We start from the raw sequence: 17,077 nt of genomic DNA on the forward strand, positions 1-17,077 counted from the left end.
CCTTTACAGTGCGGTTAAGGAGACCAGACGTGACAAGCGCAAACAACAACCGGCGGGCAACACTCTTTGTAACCTGCATTGTTGACCAAGTCTATCCTTCAATTGGTCAAGCAACAGTAGCGCTCTTAGAGCAACAGGGGGTTGAAGTTCATGTCCCACCCCGGCTCACCTGTTGCGGTCAGATGGCCTTCAATGCAGGGTTTCGCGATGAAGCCTATGCAATTGCCGGACGTACCATCGAAGTATTACGGGGTCAGGGCGACGTTGTCTTACCGTCAGGTTCCTGTACCGCCATGATCCGGCACCTCTACCCCGAGTTGTTTGACCATAGCCCCTATGCTGAGCCAGCCCGCGAACTAGCTGGTCGTACCTACGAACTAACTGAATACCTCGTTGATGTTCTCGGCATTACCGACGTAGGCGCACACTTTGCGGGGCGCATCGCCTACCATCATGCCTGCCACGGTCTGCGTTTTATCGGGGTCAAGGCGCAAGCTGAAGCCTTGCTGAGCGGGGTTCGCGATGCTGAACTGATGCCACTCGCTGGTTGCCAGGAATGCTGCGGCTTTGGAGGGCTCTTTGCGATCAAACAGGCAGCCATCTCTGAGGCTATGCTCGAGCGGAAACTCGCGGCGATCGCAGCAAGTGAGGCCGACCTAGTGGTCACTGGCGATGCTTCGTGTATGACCCAGATTGCCGGCGGTCTTTCCCGTGCTGGAAGTTCGATCCGTGCACGCCATCTTGCCGAAGTCCTGGCAAATATGGTCGATGTGCGCTGAGGAGTCACGTCTATGAGCGAGACGGGCAGCGCCAGACCAGGTGATGGCGATCTGCGCACAACAGCGCTGCTACAGCTTACAGCAGCCATTGAGACAGCAACGACGCTTGATGAATTGCTGATGCTCGGCCTCAATGAGTTCACCCGCTTGCTTGAGGTGAGTGATGGTGGTGTCATCTTGCTCGATGAGGCTGGCACGACGGCGAGCCTGGTCATTACGATCCCGCTGCGCACCAGTCTGCCTCCTGCATTTCTCATCACCGAGACGACGTTTCTCTGGCGGGTCGTTGCCAATCGCGAGGCTATGCAGGTTGGCGATGTGGCACTCGCGCTGGGGGCGGCTGATGCTGCCGCCGCAACACGCCAAATTCTGCCATTGCTCAACGCCGAACAGATCCGTTCGCTCCTCTTTTTGCCCCTGGTAGCTCAGGATCGGGTCATTGGCGTGCTTGTCTTTGGTAATCATACGGTGCCGCGTCAGTTTGATGAACACGAAGTTGCCCAGGCACGCCTGATGGCAGGGCAATTTGCCGCTGCAATTACGTCGTTCCGGATCGCCGAAGAAGCCATCCGTCGTACCGCAGAACTCGCGACCCTCAATGAGATTGCCAATACCGTCACCTCTTCGCTCAATTCCCGCGAGATCTACCATCTGGTGATGGAGAAGATCAATACCTATTTCTGTGTTGATGCTGGCTCGCTCTTGATGCTTGATGAAGAGCGCAATGACCTCGTGTTTGTGATGACCCTGGAAGCCGGTGAAGAAAAACTCTTTGGCGTGCGGGTACCCTATGGTCAAGGCATTGTCTGGAGCGTCGCCGCGAGCCAACATTATGCCGTGGTCAACGACGCACAGGCTGATCCGCGCTTTTTCCGTGAGGTGAGTGATGCCCTCGGGTATACCGTCCAGACGATTCTCTGTGTGCCAATGGTGGTCAAGGGGCGAACTATCGGGGTCATCGAGTTGTTGAATAAGCTTGAAGGCCCTTTTACCGAGGAAGAAGCGACCCGCCTGACGCGCATGGCGGCGACGATTGGGATTGCGCTGGAAAATGCGCGTCTCTTTCAAACAGTGACGACGGTGCGTGATCGCTTCGAGGCGATCCTGAATTCGACGAACGATGGTATTTTGATGGTGGATATGCGTGGGATCATTATGACGGCCAATCCCAGGGCGGCACAACTGCTCGATCGACACCGCAACGAGTTGATCAATCATCCGCTCGATCAGGTGCTCAACGATCTGCGCAGCCGCGCCGTCAGTGTCAGTCTCTCGTCACGGCTGCCCCACGAGGCCACCTCTGAAGTGCTCGAATTTGAACTGCCCGCCCTGCAGGGGCGCTTCCTCCGCCACTATATGTTGCCAGTACGAGAAATGAACGGTACCGAGATTGGACAACTGGCCCTCTTCCAAGATATATCGCAAGAACACGCCCTCGATCAGTTGCGCGAAGATTATGCCGGGATGCTTGTCCATGATTTGCGCGCTCCCTTGACAGCGATCATCAATGGTATCCTCATGGTGCAACGTGGCCTCGGTGGGCCAACGACCGAGCAGCAACAAGAGTTGCTGTCGATTGCGCACGAGGGTAGCCAGACGATGCTGGCGATGATCAATACGCTGCTTGATATTTCGCGGATGGAACAGGGGCACATGAATCTGAATCGTGAGCCCCTCTCGCCCTATGCTGTCATTGACCAGGCCCTCGATCGCCTGCGGGTCTCGGCCCAAAGCCAGCGTATCCAGTTGAAACAGCACCTCGGCGCTGGCCTGCCCTTGATCGAGGCCGACCGCGAGAAGCTTGTCCGTGTCTTGCAGAATCTGCTTGATAATGCGATCAAATTCTCACCGTCAGGGGGCGAAGTTGTCCTTGGGGCTGGCGTTATGTCAATGGCAAGCCGCGAAGATCAGGGAATACTGCCGCTCGATCTTCGTATGCCCGATCCGGGGCCGGGTGAACACCTGATCTTCTGGGTACGCGATCAGGGTCCAGGGATTGCCGCCCAGTACCACGCCCGTATCTTTGATAAATTTGGTCAGGCCCACCACGGGCAACGCATGCGCGGATCGGGCCTCGGGCTGACCTTCTGTAAATTGGCCGTTGAAGCCCACGGAGGCCAGATCTGGCTCCATAGCAGCGAAGGCCATGGAAGTACTTTTGCCCTGGCTCTGCCGGTCAGTGCATGACAGGACGTACGTGATGCTCACACAATTTGATGTCGAGCGTGCTTTGCAACACTATGACCTCGGGGAGGTTCGTAGCGTCCGCCCGGCGAGCCACGGGGCGGTCAATGAGACGGCGTTCGTCGAGACGAGCATGGGACGCTATGTGGTGCGCCGTAATCAGCGCAAACAAGGGTTGAGCGCTGTTGATCTGCGCCATCGCTTGATGGCCTGGCTGCGTGCGCGCGGCTTTCCTGCCCCACGACTTATTCCGGCACGGAATGGCGACCAGGCCATTGATTTTGACGGGCGCTTCTTTGAAGTCCAGACCTTTATCGAAGGTGACGAGTTTAACCGCGACCGCCTGGCCCACCTCGCTGGCACCGGGTCGATCCTGGCCCACTATCACAATGCTGTTGATGGCTTCCCTGATCCGCCCCTATCACAAGGGCCACGCTATAGCACGTCATCGCTGTCAGGGCTGATCGAGCGCATTATGCAGCGCGATATGATGGGCGATTTGACCGTCCAACTCAATTGGTATGATCGACGGGCCGCCGATCTCAAACGCTCACTCAGCGAGCAAAGCTATGAGGCCCTGCCGCACGTGCTGATCCACGGTGATGTTCATCGCGATAACCTGATTTTTCGTGGTGATACCGTCGCCGCCCTGATTGATTTCGATCAGGTGACAGTTGATGCCCGCCTCGTTGATCTCGCCGATGCCCTCGTTGATTTTGCCGTCGGGATGCCTCCAAAAGATTGGTATCCCTGGGGTGTCTATGCTGGCCCCCTTGATGCGCAGCGCGCAGCCCAGTTGCTCAATGGCTATGACCAGATCGCGCCCCTCTCATCCTATGAGCGCAAGGCGTTGCCACTTATGATTGAGGTGATCTGGCTTCAAGGCAATCTGCGCCGTGTCCTGACGACTCACGATGCTGATCCTGATTATCATTGTGAAGTCCTGAGCCAGGGGCAACGCCTCGCCGAGTGGCTGCACGAACACCTCGAGGCGATGAACCTCGGCTAGGAGCCTACCCTGGCAACGAAACGCAAGCCAAAGGAGCACGCTATGGTTGTCGCTCGCCGTCAATTTACCGTCCAAGAGTACCATCGGATGCGCAATGCGGGTATTTTTGCCGAAGATGATCGCGTTGAATTACTTGACGGAGAGGTCGTGCTTATGAGTCCGATCGGGCCCCTGCACGCTGCGATTGTTCGCCGTCTGAATGCGATCTTGAGTCAGGCTGTAGGCCATCAGTTTCTGCTAAGTGTTCAAGATCCCATTCAATTATCAGATTTGAGTGAACCACAACCAGATCTTGCGCTTCTACAATATCGTGCTGATTATTATGGATCATCACATCCACAACCCGCTGAGATTGAACTGCTGATCGAAGTGTCAGATACCTCGCTTGACTATGATCGCGAACAAAAACTTCCACGGTATGCCGAGTCAGGCATCCGTGAAGTGTGGCTTGTTGATCTCTCTCATCAGCAGATTGAACAGTATATCGATCCTGCCAATGGATCGTATCGAACCAAACAGACATGGATCCACGGCCAGACGTTGACGAGTCCGCATCTTGCGATGCTGAGCATCCACGTTGATGATATTCTTGGGTAACGATGCCAAAAAGGAGACGAAGTAATGACGGAACGAGCCGAATATACGGATGAGGAATGGGCAACCGTTCTCGCGGCACCGGTGGCGGTGATTTCAGCAATTATTGGCTCGAGTCTCGGTGGGCCGGTGGGCATCATGAAAGAGGTCGCCGCGGCGGTGAAGAGTTTTGAGCAAGCCGCCGAAACGAAGCGCGATAATCCGTTGATTGTTGCTGTACTCTTGAGCCTCAAAGAGCGTTTTGAGGCGTTTGGCGGCGGGCTTGATGATCCGGCACTCCAACAGATGAATATTCTTGAACTAGGCCAGGATGTGGATCGTGCCGTGGAAGCCTGCCGCATCGCCCGCGAGTTGCTTGAACAAAAGGCCCCCGCCGACATGTCAGCCGAGTTGCGAGCCTGGTTGCTTGAGATCGGGGTCAATGTCGCCCACGCGGCCGTCGAAGGTGGCTTTTTTGGCATCGGCGGTGAACGCGTGAATCAGGCCGAACGCGATATGCTGGCTCGCCTCGCCGAGGCCTTGGATGTGCCGTCACCACTATGATCTTTAGTTATCCTGGTGCGCTCCATATTCATTCAATCCACTCCGACGGCACCGGTACCCTCCCTGAGATCGTCGCCGCGGCATGGGATGCCGGTCTGCGCTGGATCATTGTCACCGACCACGATACGCTTGCCGGGCGCTCGTATGCCGGTTGGCACGATGGCGTGCTGGTAATTGTTGACCACGAGATTACGCCTGACCGCAATCATTTTCTCGCCCTGGGGGTTGACCAGGTCATCAGCCATCAATTGCCGCCCCAAGAGTTCATTGACCAGACCTATGCGAGCGGTGGGTTTGGCATTATTGCGCATCCCGACGAACAGGTCGTCAATCGGTTCAAGGATTGTTATCGCTGGGACGATTGGAGAATTGATGGCCCACGCGAGCGTGTCAGCCAGACGGTCGGGCTCGAATTGTGGAATCTGATGAGCGATTGGGGGGAACACCTTACCCCTCGCAACCAGTTCCTCCATTTTTGCGTGCCCGGACTCGGGCTCACTGGGCCGTCGCCCGCCACGCTCGCCTGGTGGGATCGGCTCAATATGACCGGACGGCGTACGTTTGGCGTGGGTGGGGTTGATGCCCACGCCTTTCGCCGTAAGATCGGCTGGTACGAGATCGAAATCTTCCCCTATCGGTGGCTCTTTCAGACCCTGACCAACTATCTGCAACTCACCGCGCCGTTGAGCAACGATGCCACCGAGGCGACCCAACAGGTCTATGCCGCCCTGCGCCAGGGCCAGAGTTATTTCATCAATCGGCGTGAAGCCGATCTGCCCGCCTTGCATTTTGTGGCCCGGCGCAATGGTCACTCGTATCGCAGCGGAGACACCGCCTCGCTCGCTCAGGGGCCGCTGCACATCGAGGTGGACGTGCAGCGCAATGCCGACCTCCGCCTCATCGGCAACGGACACATGATCGCCCAGGGGGTCCGCCAACTGCGCCACACGATCACATCCCCCGGCGTCTATCGCCTCGAAGCCTACATCGGTAGTAAAAGCTGGCTCTTTGCCAACCCGATCTATGTCGCATAAAGACACGGTAGGGTTGCCACCCTACGTTGATGGTGGCGCCTACCATGAAGATGCCACATCGTCATCCTGAGCGCAACGAAGCATCTCTGCCGTCGGCATGCCTGAGTAGTCTGTAACGTACATTTCCTGATATTCTGGAGTGCGGGCTTTAGCCGGCTGAAGCCCGCACTCGCTTCGACAGCAGAGTAGAAAACGTACGTTACAAACTACTGCGAACCTCACCCTAAAACCTTGACTTTGCGCCTCTGCGCCTTTGCGTCAAAAAAACCACCTTCTTTGACAAGTATTGCCCCTACGAACCACCAACTTCGACGCCGGCAAGACGCTCAATCGCCTTGATCAGCGCATGATTGCCCTCTTCACCCAGACCGTCGGCTTGCAAGGTGCGGTAGAGTTGAAAGATCATGCCCGTGCCAAGCATCGGCACCCCGATTTGATCAGCCGCCTGGAGTACGAGGCGCAGATCTTTTTGCTGCAAATCAATCGTGAACCCAGGACGCCAGTCACGGTTGACGCACTGCGGTCCGCGATTCGTGAGCATCCAACTCCCTGCCGCCCCACCCGACACGGCAGCAAGCGTGCGCTCGAGATCGACCCCACTCGCCTGCGCAAAGACAAGGGCCTCACTCACGGCGAGCATCGTGCCAACCACCAGAATCTGATTGACGAGCTTGACCGTCTGACCATCACCGACGCGCCCAACATGGGTGATCGTCTTGCCCATCGCCTCAAAATAGGGGCGGGCGCGTTCAACATCCTCGGCGGCACCGCCAACCATGATGCTCAGCGTGCCCTTTGCGGCGCCCTCGCTGCCCCCGCTGACCGGTGCATCGAGGAACGCAATGCCCCGCGCCGCAAGCGCCTCGGCACAGACCCGCGCACCCTGCGGGCTGATCGTGCTCATATCAATCACTAGGCTCCCAGGTTGCGCCGACGTCAACACATCGCCAAGCAAGAGGGCGTGTACATCGGGCGTATCACTGACACACGAAATAATCACCTGGCACTGGGCCGCCAGTTCCGCCGGGCTCGCCACCAGGTTCGCGCCCTGGGCCACCAACGCTTCCGCACGCCCGCTCGTCCGATTCCAGACCGTGAGATCAAAACCTGCCTTCAGCAGATTAGCGGCCATCCCGCGCCCCATAATGCCCAACCCGATAAAGCCGACTCGCTCTGTCATCTTCTTGCCCCTCTATAATCTCGTCTTCGTCGCGATAGCAGCCCGCGATCATTTGTGAAGACCTGGGTGCTTGCTCACGGCTACACCGCGAGCAAGCACCCAGACGCTTGGACAAACCCGTTAGGGTTGCGATAGCACGATCTTATCCCAGATAGCGACGATCTGCAAAAGCTGGTCAGGTATCCAACCCCGCCATAGCAAAATGCAATACAACTCATTCGAAGTTGCGCTTTCTTTACTATATTAACAAGTTTTATTCGTTACTATAGGTAAAGATTGGCACATCCTCAAAGAGGGTAAAAATCGGACATAAAACATCGCGAAGGATAATCCTTCTATGCACATCGTTTTGATCAGCCCCTACAGTGGCATTGAGGCAACCGGGTTGCGTGTCCTATCGTCATGTCTCAAAGCGGCAGGGGCGACGACCAGCATGATCTTTCTCCCCAATCTCGAAGAGGCCATGGCGGGCGACCATTTCCACGTGCGCAATGTGGAACCCGAGTTGGTGCAGCAGATGACGACCATTTGCGCCAGTGCGGATCTCATTGCCATGAGTGTGATGACGCCGAGTTTTCATATGGCACGCTGTTTGACCGAGGCCATCAAAGCGAACCTGTCTATCCCGGTGATCTGGGGCGGTATTCATCCAACGGTACGCCCCGATGAGTGCCTCCAGTGCGCCGATCTGGTCTGTGTAGGCGAAGGTGAACAGGCGATGGTTGAACTCATGCAGGCCCTCGCCACAGGACGCTCGTATGCCTCGATTAACAACCTGGGGTACCTCGACCAGGATGGTCATCTCGTCCTCAATCCGCTGAATCCACTGCTCACCGATCTTGATGCGCTGCCCTTCCCCGATTATGCCTTTGAAGACCATTATCTGCTGCACGAGGCGAAGTTGACCCGTGCAACAGAACGACTGATGCACTACTATATGACTGACCTGGGAAGTTGGGCTTCAGGCCCCGTTTATGGCGTGTTGACGATGCGTGGGTGCCCGTATCATTGTACCTATTGTGCCAATAATGCCCTGATGGACATCTATGACCATTGGAGCCATCTGCGACGGCGGAGTCCCGCCAGCGTGATCGCCGAGATCCAGGCGATACGCGAGCGCCTCCCTCAGATCGAGGCAATCATTCTGCGCGATGATACTTTTCTTGCCAACGCAACCGACTATATCGCCGAATTCAGCCGCCTCTATCGCGAAGAGGTCGGGTTGCCTTTTCGTGCCTATACGACAGCGCAAACCGCCGATCCGGTCAAGTTGCAGTACCTCGCCGACGCAGGGTTGCGTTATGTCATCATGGGCATCCAGAGCGGCTCACGACGCATCCAGAAGCTCTACGAGCGCAAGGCAACTAACGAACGGGTGTTGCAAGCAGCCAGGGTGATCCACCAGTTTGCAGCCTGGGCGCCGCGACCAACCTATGATGTGATCACCGATAATCCCTATGAAACACTGGAAGATCGTTGGGTAACGCTGCAACTCATCCACCAACTTCCCCCTCCTTACCGCCTTTCCCTCTACGCGCTGACCTTTTATCCAGGCACCGACCTCTATCACCGGGCGATCGCCGACGGTTACATCACCCCTGATGACCAGCGTAGTTATGCCTACAATTTCCAGATCATCGCGTCAACCTACTATAACTTTGCCCTCTTTTGCCATAGCCTCAATCTGCCACGTATCTTCTTGCGCATACTCGCCACCTATGAGGTCTTCCGTCTCATGAGTCTCGAACCACTGGATCGGTTGGCAGGGCGCTTGCTCGATGGCTTGCTGGCGTTACGGCTCTGGCGCAATACAAGGCTCTATGCCCGCCGCCATGTTGCATGGCTGGAGACCGAAGAGGTTGAAGCCCATGGCTGAGATGGTCGCCTGCTGGCTGTGTGGCGCACGTCAGGCCAACCGGTGGAAGACCACCCACGACTATATGGTTCCTTCGGCAGAAGAGTACACCTATGTGCGCTGCAAGCAGTGTGGTCTGGTTTATCTCAATCCGCGCCCAACCTGGGCAGAGCGTGACGCCCATTACACCACGAGCTACCGCGGGTACCATCGACTTGCCACTGAACCCGCACCGGATCAACGCCAGTCTATGGCGTACGGCCTGCGCAAGCGTTGGCGCATCCTGACACGCCATAGTACCGGGGGGTGCCTGCTTGATGTCGGTTGCGGGGGCGGCGATTTCCTCCACTGGATGCGCCAACAACCAGCCTGGCAGGGCTATGGGCTCGAGCGGGTGACAACGATGGCCTACGCCGCCCGCGCTACCTATGGGCTGAACATCGTGCTTGGCGATCTGCTTGAGGCTGGCTTTGCTCCAGCTACCTTTGATGCGATCACGCTCTGGACGGTGCTCGAACATCTTGCCGATCCCGCTGCCGGCCTAGCCGCCTGTGCCCGCCTGTTGCGTCCCGGTGGCATTTTGATTGTGCGGACAGTCAACGACAACAGTCTCGGGCGCAGGCTCTTTGGTGGCTGCTGGGTAGGTTACGATGCACCACGTATCACGGTCGTCTTTACACCCCACACCCTGCGGATGATGCTCGCGCAAAGCGGCTTTACGGTCATCGAGATGGGTTGCTGGTTTCACGATTTCTATCCCTTTCTCTGGAGTTGGCGCAATCTTTGTGCAGCGCGCGGCTTCCCTGCTCACGTATGCGAGGCCAGCCATGCGCTGCTGCGTTCGTGGCCGGTTCGCCTGGCGAGTTTGCCCTTCTTTGCCCTGCAAACAGCCCTGGGAGGAAATAGCTTTGTCACTGCGATCGCCCGCAAAGCATGAGTCGGCGCTCACGATCCGACCAGTTGCTCGCGCAACCTGGGACCAGTTCGTCGCGGAGCATCCGGACGCACTGCTCTTTCATACCAGTGCGTGGCTTGACCTGCTTGCCAGAGTCTACGGGCATACCTGGCATCCCCTCGGCATCTGGGCGAGCGGCGAACTGGTTGGCGTGATCCCAATTCAGCGACGCCGCCTCGGGCCATTTGTGCTGGCTGGGTCCCCGCTCATGCAGACGATTGCCAGTACCCCGTTTCTCGGGCCACTGGGCAGGCCAGGGCAAGCAGCAACCATCGTCGCGGCACTGGAGCCATGGTTCCGCCAACAGCGCATTGCCCACAGCGAGTTGGCCTTTCCCCAGATGATCGAAGCGACCGCTGCGCTCAAGCACCTCGGTTACCAGAGCGAAGTTTGTGAAACGATTGTTGTACCCCTGGCTGGCCGCAGCCGCGCTGAGGTCTGGCAGAGTCTGTCGCCCGCGTGCCGACGAGCTGTCCGCAAAGCCGAAGCAAACGGCATCGAGATTGTTGAAGCCGAGAGCAACGCCTTCCTGCAACCCTACAACCAGATGTGTCAAGAGGTCTATCGCCATGCGGGAAGGCCGCCCCATCTTGACCTGAACTTTTACGTAGCGCTCTGGCAAGCCTTGCATCCTCGTGGCAACCTGAATGTGCTGCTCGCCTATCACCAGGGGCACCCCATCGCCGGAGGCATTTTTGTCACTGACCAGCGCACCATCTGGTATCTGAGTGGGGCTTCGTTTGACCAGGGCCAGCCCCTGCGCCCCAACAATTTGCTCCATTGGCACGTGATCACATGGGCGCTTGCGCAGGGCTATCAGCGTTACGATATGGGCGGTGCAGTCGTGCCTGGCATTACACGCTTCAAGCTGAGCTTCGGTGGACAGCGTCACCCGTACACCCGGATCTATCGCGCCCACACACCACTCGCCCGGCTCGGGCGCACCATCTACCAGCAAGCAATCCCGTGGTGGCGACGCTTCCTGCACACACGCCAGAAAGGGTAAAGCAAGCGATGCGGATCTGTCTTGTGAGCCTTGACTATTGGCCCCACCGCAGTTCGGGCCTGACGATCTATGCCGAGGATCTTGCGCGAGGCCTGAACGAACGGGGCCACACGGTCAGTGTGATCGCAGCCCACCGAAGCGGCACGCCCCGTGTAGCAACAATCAACGGTGTCACCGTCTACCGGGTTGCGCTCGGCGTCACTGACTGGATCGGGTATAGCCTCCGATCAGCCAGAGTAGTCACACAACTACGACGTACCAAAGAATTTGACATCGTCCATTTTCTCGATGTTCACTTTGCTTATGCCTACAACGGGCCATATGTTGCCTCGCTCTGGCAATCATTTCGCCAGCGGCTGCACGCAGATGGCGGACATCCGTACGCCAGCAGCCGACGCAACTATCTGATCAGGCGCACCTACTATGCCGTGGCCCGGCGCGTGATGGAACCAATCAGCCTGCGGCGAGCTCGGTGCCTGCTCGCCGCATGTACCTCGACTGCCCAGGAATTCATCGAACACTATGGTGTTGCGCCAACCCGGATCAGACACGTTGTACAGGGTACAAACCTGGAAGCGCTGCGTCCCATCCCAACCAATGCACTCCGCGAGCGCCTTGGCTTGAACGGCAAACGCATCATTCTTTTTGTCGGCTTTGCGACGGCCCGCAAAGGTCTCGAACATCTGGCGGTTGCGTTACGCCAACTTCCACCCGATGTCGTCTGGCTGATCGTCGGCCAATGGGAAGCAGGCTATCGCGCCAGAGTGATGAGCGCACTTGGCGACGCCTACGAGCGGGTCATTGAAATTGGATCGATTGCCGACGACGAACGCGCCGCCTACTACTCGCTCGCCGATGTCTATGTCTCGCCGTCGCTGCTCGAAGGCTTCGGGCTCACCCCTATCGAGGCTCAGGCGTGTGGCACACCAGCCATCGTCACCGACGCCTCCTCGGGCCTTGAAGAGGTTGGGGCCTACGGACTTGTTGTGCCAGCGCGCAACCCCGACGCCCTCGCCGTCGCCCTTCGGCGGCTACTCGATGACCCAGCATTGCGCCAGCACCTCGGCACCCAGGCCCGCGCCCGTGTGCTTGCCAGCTTCAGCTACCAAGCCATGGCCGCCCAGACCGAGTCCGTCTACCGCGCAAGCTAAAGCACCGTGCGCAGCGCATCCTCCAACGCAGCACACACCTCATCCTGCTCATCATCGCGCATCCCCACATAGAGCGGTAGACTCAAGACATGGGCGGCCATATGTTCGGCAACAGGAAAACGCGAGCACGAGACAAGCGCCTGATAGCATGGCTGCCGATGCACCGGCAGCGGCCAACTCACCCGCGTCTCGATCCCGCAGGACGCTAGGGCCGCCTGGACGTCATCACGGTTTGGCACCAGCACCGAATAGAGAAACCAGGTCGAGGTTGCGCCGGGCAAGAGGCAGGGCAACTGAATCGGCAGATGCGCCAGGTGCGCCTGATAGCGGGCCGCCAGACGCGCCCGTTCAGTCAGGCGCGCCTCGAGTTGCGGAATTTGCGCCAAACCAATCGCAGCGTGCAGATCACTCAGACGGTAATTGTTGCCAATCGCAAGATGGCAATACTTCTGCTGCGGATCTTCGCCCTGATTGCGCAGCAGCCGGACACGCTCGGCCAGTGCTTGATCATCCGTAAAGATCATGCCACCTTCAATTGAGGTCAGAATCTTGACCATATGAAAGCTGGTGATCGCCACCTGGCCGTACGCAACCGTCTGACGCTGCTTGAAACACGCCCCAAGCGACTCGGCTGCATCAACGACGAGCGCAAGACCATGCGCCTCGGCCAGTGTGGTAAGGGCTTCATGATGAGCCGGCGCACCACCATAATCAAGCGACAGCATGGCCCGCGTCGCCGGGGTAATGCGTCGCACAACATCAGCAGGATCAAGCGTCCAGGTCTTCGGATCAACATCGGCGAGCACCAGTCGCGCCCCCTGATAGCTGACCGCATTGGGCGCGGCGATATAGGCCATCGCCGGCACAATCACCTCATCACCAGGGCCAATTCCGAGGGCGGCCAGGGCAAGATCGAGGGCAGCCGTACCCGACGACACCGCAACAGCATAACGGCGGCCAGCCAGCGCAGCAAGTTGCTGCTCAAATGCAGCAACCCGTGGCCCCATTGTGAGCCAGTTGGAATGGAGTGCAGCTACCGCCGAAGCAATTTCGGCCTCGCCAAAGGCTGGACGTGCCCACGGGATACGTACAGGTATAGCCATACGGATTGAAGGATCGGACACGCTTTTGTTAATAAAACACCTTCAAAAGTTACGGCAATAGTATACACCACTTTTCCCACGTGTTTTCAAGTTCTCAACCAGCGTAACAAAATGGGCATGGTGACAGCATAATCATGTCCACGCAGCATATTGTGGCTCGTGCCTGGTACCTCCTCGATCTGCGCCTGACGACCCTCAAGGCGCTGTTGTGCCATGGCGCGTTGTTCGGGCGAAACAACGGTCAATGTAGGATCAGCGACCAGCATCAGCAGCGGTACATGAACCTGCGCAAACCGATCAAGCAAATCCCATGCCGCCGGTGGGCAAAAAAGACCCTCGACCTGCGCAACACGGCACTGCTCAAGGGCAATTGCTTTCCAATAAACATCCTCATCACGCCAGGTTGGATTATTGGCCCGCACGGTGACAAGCCCCTGCTCGACCGGATCACCAACACCCGCCCCATAGGTCGACTTGCGCTCGCTGGCCCACCCTGGATCAAGACCCAACAATGGATCAACCAGGACAAGCCGCTTCAGTAACCTGCCATAGACCGAGTGGCTGGCAAGCGCCAGCGCGGTCGCCCCACCCCACGAATGCCCGAACAGCGTCACCTCGCTGAGCCCAAGTTGCTGCATTGCCTCGCCAATCAGCCGCGCAATCGTATCAATGTTATGCTCAGGACTCACCTCGCTGAGACCGTGGCCGGGCATATCAAACGAGATCGGGTGCAAACCAGCCGCACGCAATGCACCGGCAACCTGCCAGAGGGTCGCCGCACTACTCGTAATGCCGTGCAACAACACTGCTGGTGGCCCGGCACCGCCCCAATCAAGGTAGCTTAGCCGCGTCGCCTCAACTGTGATCATCCGGTGAACCGCATCGGAAGGAAACGAATGCATACAACTTCCTCAGATAGAGTCAGGAAACTGATCAATGAAGCAGACGTGATGAGAGCCAGCGACGCTGGCTCTCATCACGTCTGCTTCACATCACACCTCAACAAGCTCAATCACAGATGGCAATGACGATGTACAATGTGGACATGGACATTGCACCGCATCAGGGTAGACTGGCTCGTCACTACCAGTCATCTGCCGCGCCGTCTCAAGCAGGTGCAAAACCTCGGGTCGGGTCAAGCGATAGAAAATATTAAGACCATCGCGACGATCTTCGATCAAGCCAGCTTTGCGCAAGACGGCTAGTTGCTGCGAGACGTAGGCCTGACGCTGACCAAGTTTGGCTTCCAGATGGCAAACACACGCTTCGCCGTCGCGCAAAAGCGTGAGGATCGCCAGACGCACTGGATGTGCCAGCGTTTTGAAGATTTGAGCCTGTTGCAAGGTGGCTGAATCTTTCATACTGTTAGTATAGCAGATGCTGTACCCAATATGATCGGAGGACGACAACTGTCGGAGCTATGTTTGTACGCGTTATTTTTGTTGCCTGGGTGATCCTGGCCCTGACTGGTTGTGCCCTTACACCAGGGTTGCCAGCACCCTACGATCTCGATGAGCCGTTTTTGAGTGCCTGGCGCCGGGCCGGCGGTGAAACGCTTGGCCCCCCTCAGACCCCTCCGCTCTGGATTGACGAATATCAGGTGCAACTCTTTGGCAAGCACCGTATCACCGCCGTTGATCCCCGTCGTGCGGTGGTCGAGGCGCTGGAAGAAGGATGGAGCACCGGCTACCCCACCCTGCTGCGCGACGCCCCGGCGGCAGTCCAGCGTGCCTCGGTGTTGCTCGGCGAGGGCGCCGAGAGTCTCGCGGGGCCGCTTGCCCCTCTCAAGGTGACGGTTCGGGCACCTGGCTATAACGGGCCTGCCACGTTGCACCTCTTTGATGCGGCGGTGCAGCCTGCCGGTCAGGTGAGCCTGGAACTCGCCGAGGGCTATGCCCACGTCACGATCGACCCGCGTGGTGTCCCTGGTTCACAGTGGGCCGTCGTATTGATTGATGGGCAGGTGGCCGGGGCGCGCAGCGCCCTCTTCACGCTCCATCCTACGACCGCATTGGAAACGGGCGATCCCGAGCTTGATGCGCTCTATCCGCGGCTCCGTGGTTTTATGGAACGCGCCGTTGTGAACTACGAGCTCAATGGGCGAGTCATTCGCGGTTATCGTTCGCCCGACAATCCGCTCATCTGGCTGCGCGATCACGTCTATCAGGGGCGCGGCTTCCGCTATTTCGAGACCGATGTCACCAGCGTGCTCGATGCCTTCCGCGACGCCCAGTTGCCCGACGGTAGTCTGCCCGATGTGCTCGACTATCCCGAACGCATGGTCAAAGCCCACCGTAAAGAGGTTGAAAGCGACCTCGAATTTCTCTATGTTCAGGGCGTCTACGAAGCTTGGCAAATGACTGGAGACAATGAGTGGCTCCGTGGGCATGTTGAGTCAATGCGGCGTGCGCTGAACTACATCACCAGCGATCCGCTGCGCTGGGACGCCCAGCGCCAACTCGTGCGCCGGCCTTACACGATTGATATGTGGGACTTTGCCTATGGACCAACAACGATCAGTCCTGATGGCAAGCCCGCCCCCCGTCACTGGATCGAACCGGATACTATCTGGGGCACGTTCCACGGCGACAATACCGGCGTCGCCCACGCTATGCTCGTGATGGCCCGCATCGAAGAACACGTTGGCGACCCGCAAATGGCCCCGGTATGGCGCAGCGCAAGCAAAGGTTTGATGGATCGCCTGAACGATCTGAGTTGGAACGGGCGCTTTTTCACCCACTTTATGCCTGAAGATCCAACCTTTGCACCGGCTGGCGTTGACCCTGCCACCCAGTTGAGCCTCTCGAATGCCTATGCACTCAATCGGCTCGGCGTCGATGGCTATCAAGGGCAACGCATCATCGAAGAATATTTCAACCGACGCGACTTTGCCCGGGCCTTTGCCGAATGGTACTCGATTGACCCACCCTTCCCGGCGGGCAGCTTTGGCATGGCGGGCGGCAAAGGCGAAAATCCCGGCGAATACACCAACGGCGGCATCAAACCCCTCGTTGGCGGTGAACTCGCCCGGGGAGCTTTTCGCCACGGCTTTGCCGCCTACGGGCTCGACATTCTCCGTCGCTACGCCGACCTCACCGAACTCACCGGCTCAACCTACCTCTGGTACTATCCCGACGGGCGCCCAGGGATTCAAGGGCCCGACACGATTGCCAACGACGGCTGGGGTGCCGGGGCGATGATCGGCGCACTCTTTGAAGGTCTGGCCGGCTTTGACGACCAGGCCGAGCGCTACCGCGACGTGATCCTCTCGCCGCGCTGGGCCAGTGACCCTTCATTGACCGAGGTACGCGCCGTTGCCGCCTACGCCGCATCAGACACGTACCTCGCCTATCGCTGGCAACGTGAAGACCGGGCTATCCACCTCGACATCACCGGAGGAAGCGAACGCATCTATGCACGCATTCTCCTCCCGCCCGAACTTGACGCCGCGACCCTGCAGGTCACGCTCAACGGCGACAGCGTACCCACCACCATCGAAGGCGTCGCCCACGACCGCTACATCGCCGTCCCCCTCGACGCTAGTAATGCGCAACTTGCCATCACCTGGTGATGAGGGCTATTGCCCTAAAAATCCATGCTTGTGCGGGCGAAAACGACCAACTGCGCTAGTCGTTTTCGCCCGCACAAGCATGGATTAGTGGGGTTCTGTGGTTCCCACCATAT

Annotated in this window: 15 protein-coding genes; 11 read left to right on the forward strand and 4 right to left on the reverse strand. The window is 58.1% G+C overall.

Translation table 11 applies throughout. The features are described 5' to 3' along the window. The first annotated feature begins 29 nt into the window (after window positions 1–29). From EYB53_RS15085 to EYB53_RS15110, 6 genes are read left to right on the forward strand one after another with little or no spacing between them, the layout of a single operon-like run. Complete coding sequence (locus tag EYB53_RS15085; protein ID WP_371879117.1) at window positions 30–779, forward strand: (Fe-S)-binding protein; 750 nt, start codon at window positions 30–32, stop codon at window positions 777–779. 12 nt (window positions 780–791) lie between these two features. Continuing rightward, window positions 792–2,966, forward strand: coding sequence for a sensor histidine kinase (locus tag EYB53_RS15090; RefSeq protein ID WP_135479266.1), 2,175 nt, complete (start codon window positions 792–794; stop codon window positions 2,964–2,966). 13 nt (window positions 2,967–2,979) lie between these two features. Next, window positions 2,980–3,972 (forward strand): homoserine kinase, encoded by a 993-nt coding sequence (locus tag EYB53_RS15095; RefSeq protein WP_135479267.1) that lies wholly within the window; start codon window positions 2,980–2,982, stop codon window positions 3,970–3,972. 42 nt (window positions 3,973–4,014) lie between these two features. Continuing rightward, window positions 4,015–4,569, forward strand: coding sequence for a Uma2 family endonuclease (locus EYB53_RS15100; protein WP_135479268.1), 555 nt, complete (start codon window positions 4,015–4,017; stop codon window positions 4,567–4,569). 24 nt (window positions 4,570–4,593) lie between these two features. Further along, window positions 4,594–5,109 carry a hypothetical protein gene (locus tag EYB53_RS15105; protein ID WP_135479269.1) on the forward strand — a complete coding sequence of 172 codons (516 nt, stop codon included), beginning with the start codon at window positions 4,594–4,596 and terminating at the stop codon, window positions 5,107–5,109. After that, window positions 5,106–6,143 (forward strand): CehA/McbA family metallohydrolase, encoded by a 1,038-nt coding sequence (locus EYB53_RS15110; protein WP_135479270.1) that lies wholly within the window; start codon window positions 5,106–5,108, stop codon window positions 6,141–6,143. The genes EYB53_RS15105 and EYB53_RS15110 overlap by 4 nt, the downstream gene beginning before the upstream one ends. Before the next feature lie 292 nt (window positions 6,144–6,435). Here EYB53_RS15110 and EYB53_RS15115 read toward each other — a convergent pair whose 3' ends face one another. Beyond that, the gene (locus tag EYB53_RS15115; RefSeq protein ID WP_135479271.1) at window positions 6,436–7,323 is read right to left on the reverse strand and encodes an NAD(P)-dependent oxidoreductase; all 888 of its coding nucleotides are present in this window, start codon (window positions 7,321–7,323) and stop codon (window positions 6,436–6,438) included. A gap of 337 nt (window positions 7,324–7,660) precedes the next feature. Here EYB53_RS15115 and EYB53_RS15120 point away from each other — a divergent pair, with 337 nt between their 5' ends. From EYB53_RS15120 to EYB53_RS15135, 4 genes are read left to right on the forward strand one after another with little or no spacing between them, the layout of a single operon-like run. Beyond that, window positions 7,661–9,199 carry a B12-binding domain-containing radical SAM protein gene (locus tag EYB53_RS15120; RefSeq protein WP_135479272.1) on the forward strand — a complete coding sequence of 513 codons (1,539 nt, stop codon included), beginning with the start codon at window positions 7,661–7,663 and terminating at the stop codon, window positions 9,197–9,199. Continuing rightward, on the forward strand, window positions 9,192–10,115 hold the full coding sequence (locus tag EYB53_RS15125; protein ID WP_167857423.1) for a class I SAM-dependent methyltransferase: 924 nt from the start codon (window positions 9,192–9,194) through the stop codon (window positions 10,113–10,115). The genes EYB53_RS15120 and EYB53_RS15125 overlap by 8 nt, the downstream gene beginning before the upstream one ends. After that, on the forward strand, window positions 10,087–11,139 hold the full coding sequence (locus EYB53_RS15130; RefSeq protein WP_167857424.1) for a lipid II:glycine glycyltransferase FemX: 1,053 nt from the start codon (window positions 10,087–10,089) through the stop codon (window positions 11,137–11,139). Before EYB53_RS15125 ends, EYB53_RS15130 begins: the two co-directional genes overlap by 29 nt. 8 nt (window positions 11,140–11,147) lie before the next feature. Further along, the gene (locus tag EYB53_RS15135) at window positions 11,148–12,290 is read left to right on the forward strand and encodes a glycosyltransferase family 4 protein (RefSeq protein WP_167857425.1); all 1,143 of its coding nucleotides are present in this window, start codon (window positions 11,148–11,150) and stop codon (window positions 12,288–12,290) included. On the opposite strand, the gene EYB53_RS15140 is transcribed toward EYB53_RS15135, so the two are convergent. The 3 genes from EYB53_RS15140 to EYB53_RS15150 form a co-directional block, all read right to left on the reverse strand. Beyond that, complete coding sequence (locus EYB53_RS15140; protein WP_135479276.1) at window positions 12,287–13,393, reverse strand: DegT/DnrJ/EryC1/StrS family aminotransferase; 1,107 nt, start codon at window positions 13,391–13,393, stop codon at window positions 12,287–12,289. The genes EYB53_RS15135 and EYB53_RS15140 overlap by 4 nt on opposite strands. An 86-nt stretch (window positions 13,394–13,479) precedes the next feature. Further along, a complete protein-coding gene (locus EYB53_RS15145) occupies window positions 13,480–14,295 on the reverse strand; it encodes an alpha/beta fold hydrolase (protein ID WP_135479277.1) in 816 nt (271 codons plus the stop codon). Between the two features lie 90 nt (window positions 14,296–14,385). After that, a complete protein-coding gene (locus EYB53_RS15150) occupies window positions 14,386–14,754 on the reverse strand; it encodes an ArsR/SmtB family transcription factor (protein WP_135479278.1) in 369 nt (122 codons plus the stop codon). A gap of 59 nt (window positions 14,755–14,813) precedes the next feature. On the opposite strand from EYB53_RS15150, the gene EYB53_RS15155 reads away from it, so the two are divergent. Then, the gene (locus tag EYB53_RS15155; RefSeq protein ID WP_135479279.1) at window positions 14,814–16,964 is read left to right on the forward strand and encodes a hypothetical protein; all 2,151 of its coding nucleotides are present in this window, start codon (window positions 14,814–14,816) and stop codon (window positions 16,962–16,964) included. Window positions 16,965–17,077 lie beyond the last annotated feature (113 nt).

Origin of the sequence: Candidatus Chloroploca mongolica, from assembly GCF_004762035.2 — a bacterium.
GTDB lineage: Bacteria > Chloroflexota > Chloroflexia > Chloroflexales > Chloroflexaceae > Chloroploca > Chloroploca mongolica.

Coding starts and splice junctions, on each gene's coding strand:
- EYB53_RS15150 (WP_135479278.1), bottom strand. CDS start 14,754: ATGAAAGATTCAGCCACCTTGCAACAGGCTCAAATCTTCAAAACGCTG.
- EYB53_RS15095 (WP_135479267.1), top strand. CDS start 2,980: ATGCTCACACAATTTGATGTCGAGCGTGCTTTGCAACACTATGACCTC.
- EYB53_RS15110 (WP_135479270.1), top strand. CDS start 5,106: ATGATCTTTAGTTATCCTGGTGCGCTCCATATTCATTCAATCCACTCC.
- EYB53_RS15100 (WP_135479268.1), top strand. CDS start 4,015: ATGGTTGTCGCTCGCCGTCAATTTACCGTCCAAGAGTACCATCGGATG.
- EYB53_RS15135 (WP_167857425.1), top strand. CDS start 11,148: ATGCGGATCTGTCTTGTGAGCCTTGACTATTGGCCCCACCGCAGTTCG.
- EYB53_RS15140 (WP_135479276.1), bottom strand. CDS start 13,393: ATGGCTATACCTGTACGTATCCCGTGGGCACGTCCAGCCTTTGGCGAG.
- EYB53_RS15090 (WP_135479266.1), top strand. CDS start 792: ATGAGCGAGACGGGCAGCGCCAGACCAGGTGATGGCGATCTGCGCACA.
- EYB53_RS15120 (WP_135479272.1), top strand. CDS start 7,661: ATGCACATCGTTTTGATCAGCCCCTACAGTGGCATTGAGGCAACCGGG.
- EYB53_RS15105 (WP_135479269.1), top strand. CDS start 4,594: ATGACGGAACGAGCCGAATATACGGATGAGGAATGGGCAACCGTTCTC.
- EYB53_RS15125 (WP_167857423.1), top strand. CDS start 9,192: ATGGCTGAGATGGTCGCCTGCTGGCTGTGTGGCGCACGTCAGGCCAAC.
- EYB53_RS15145 (WP_135479277.1), bottom strand. CDS start 14,295: ATGCATTCGTTTCCTTCCGATGCGGTTCACCGGATGATCACAGTTGAG.
- EYB53_RS15115 (WP_135479271.1), bottom strand. CDS start 7,323: ATGACAGAGCGAGTCGGCTTTATCGGGTTGGGCATTATGGGGCGCGGG.
- EYB53_RS15155 (WP_135479279.1), top strand. CDS start 14,814: ATGTTTGTACGCGTTATTTTTGTTGCCTGGGTGATCCTGGCCCTGACT.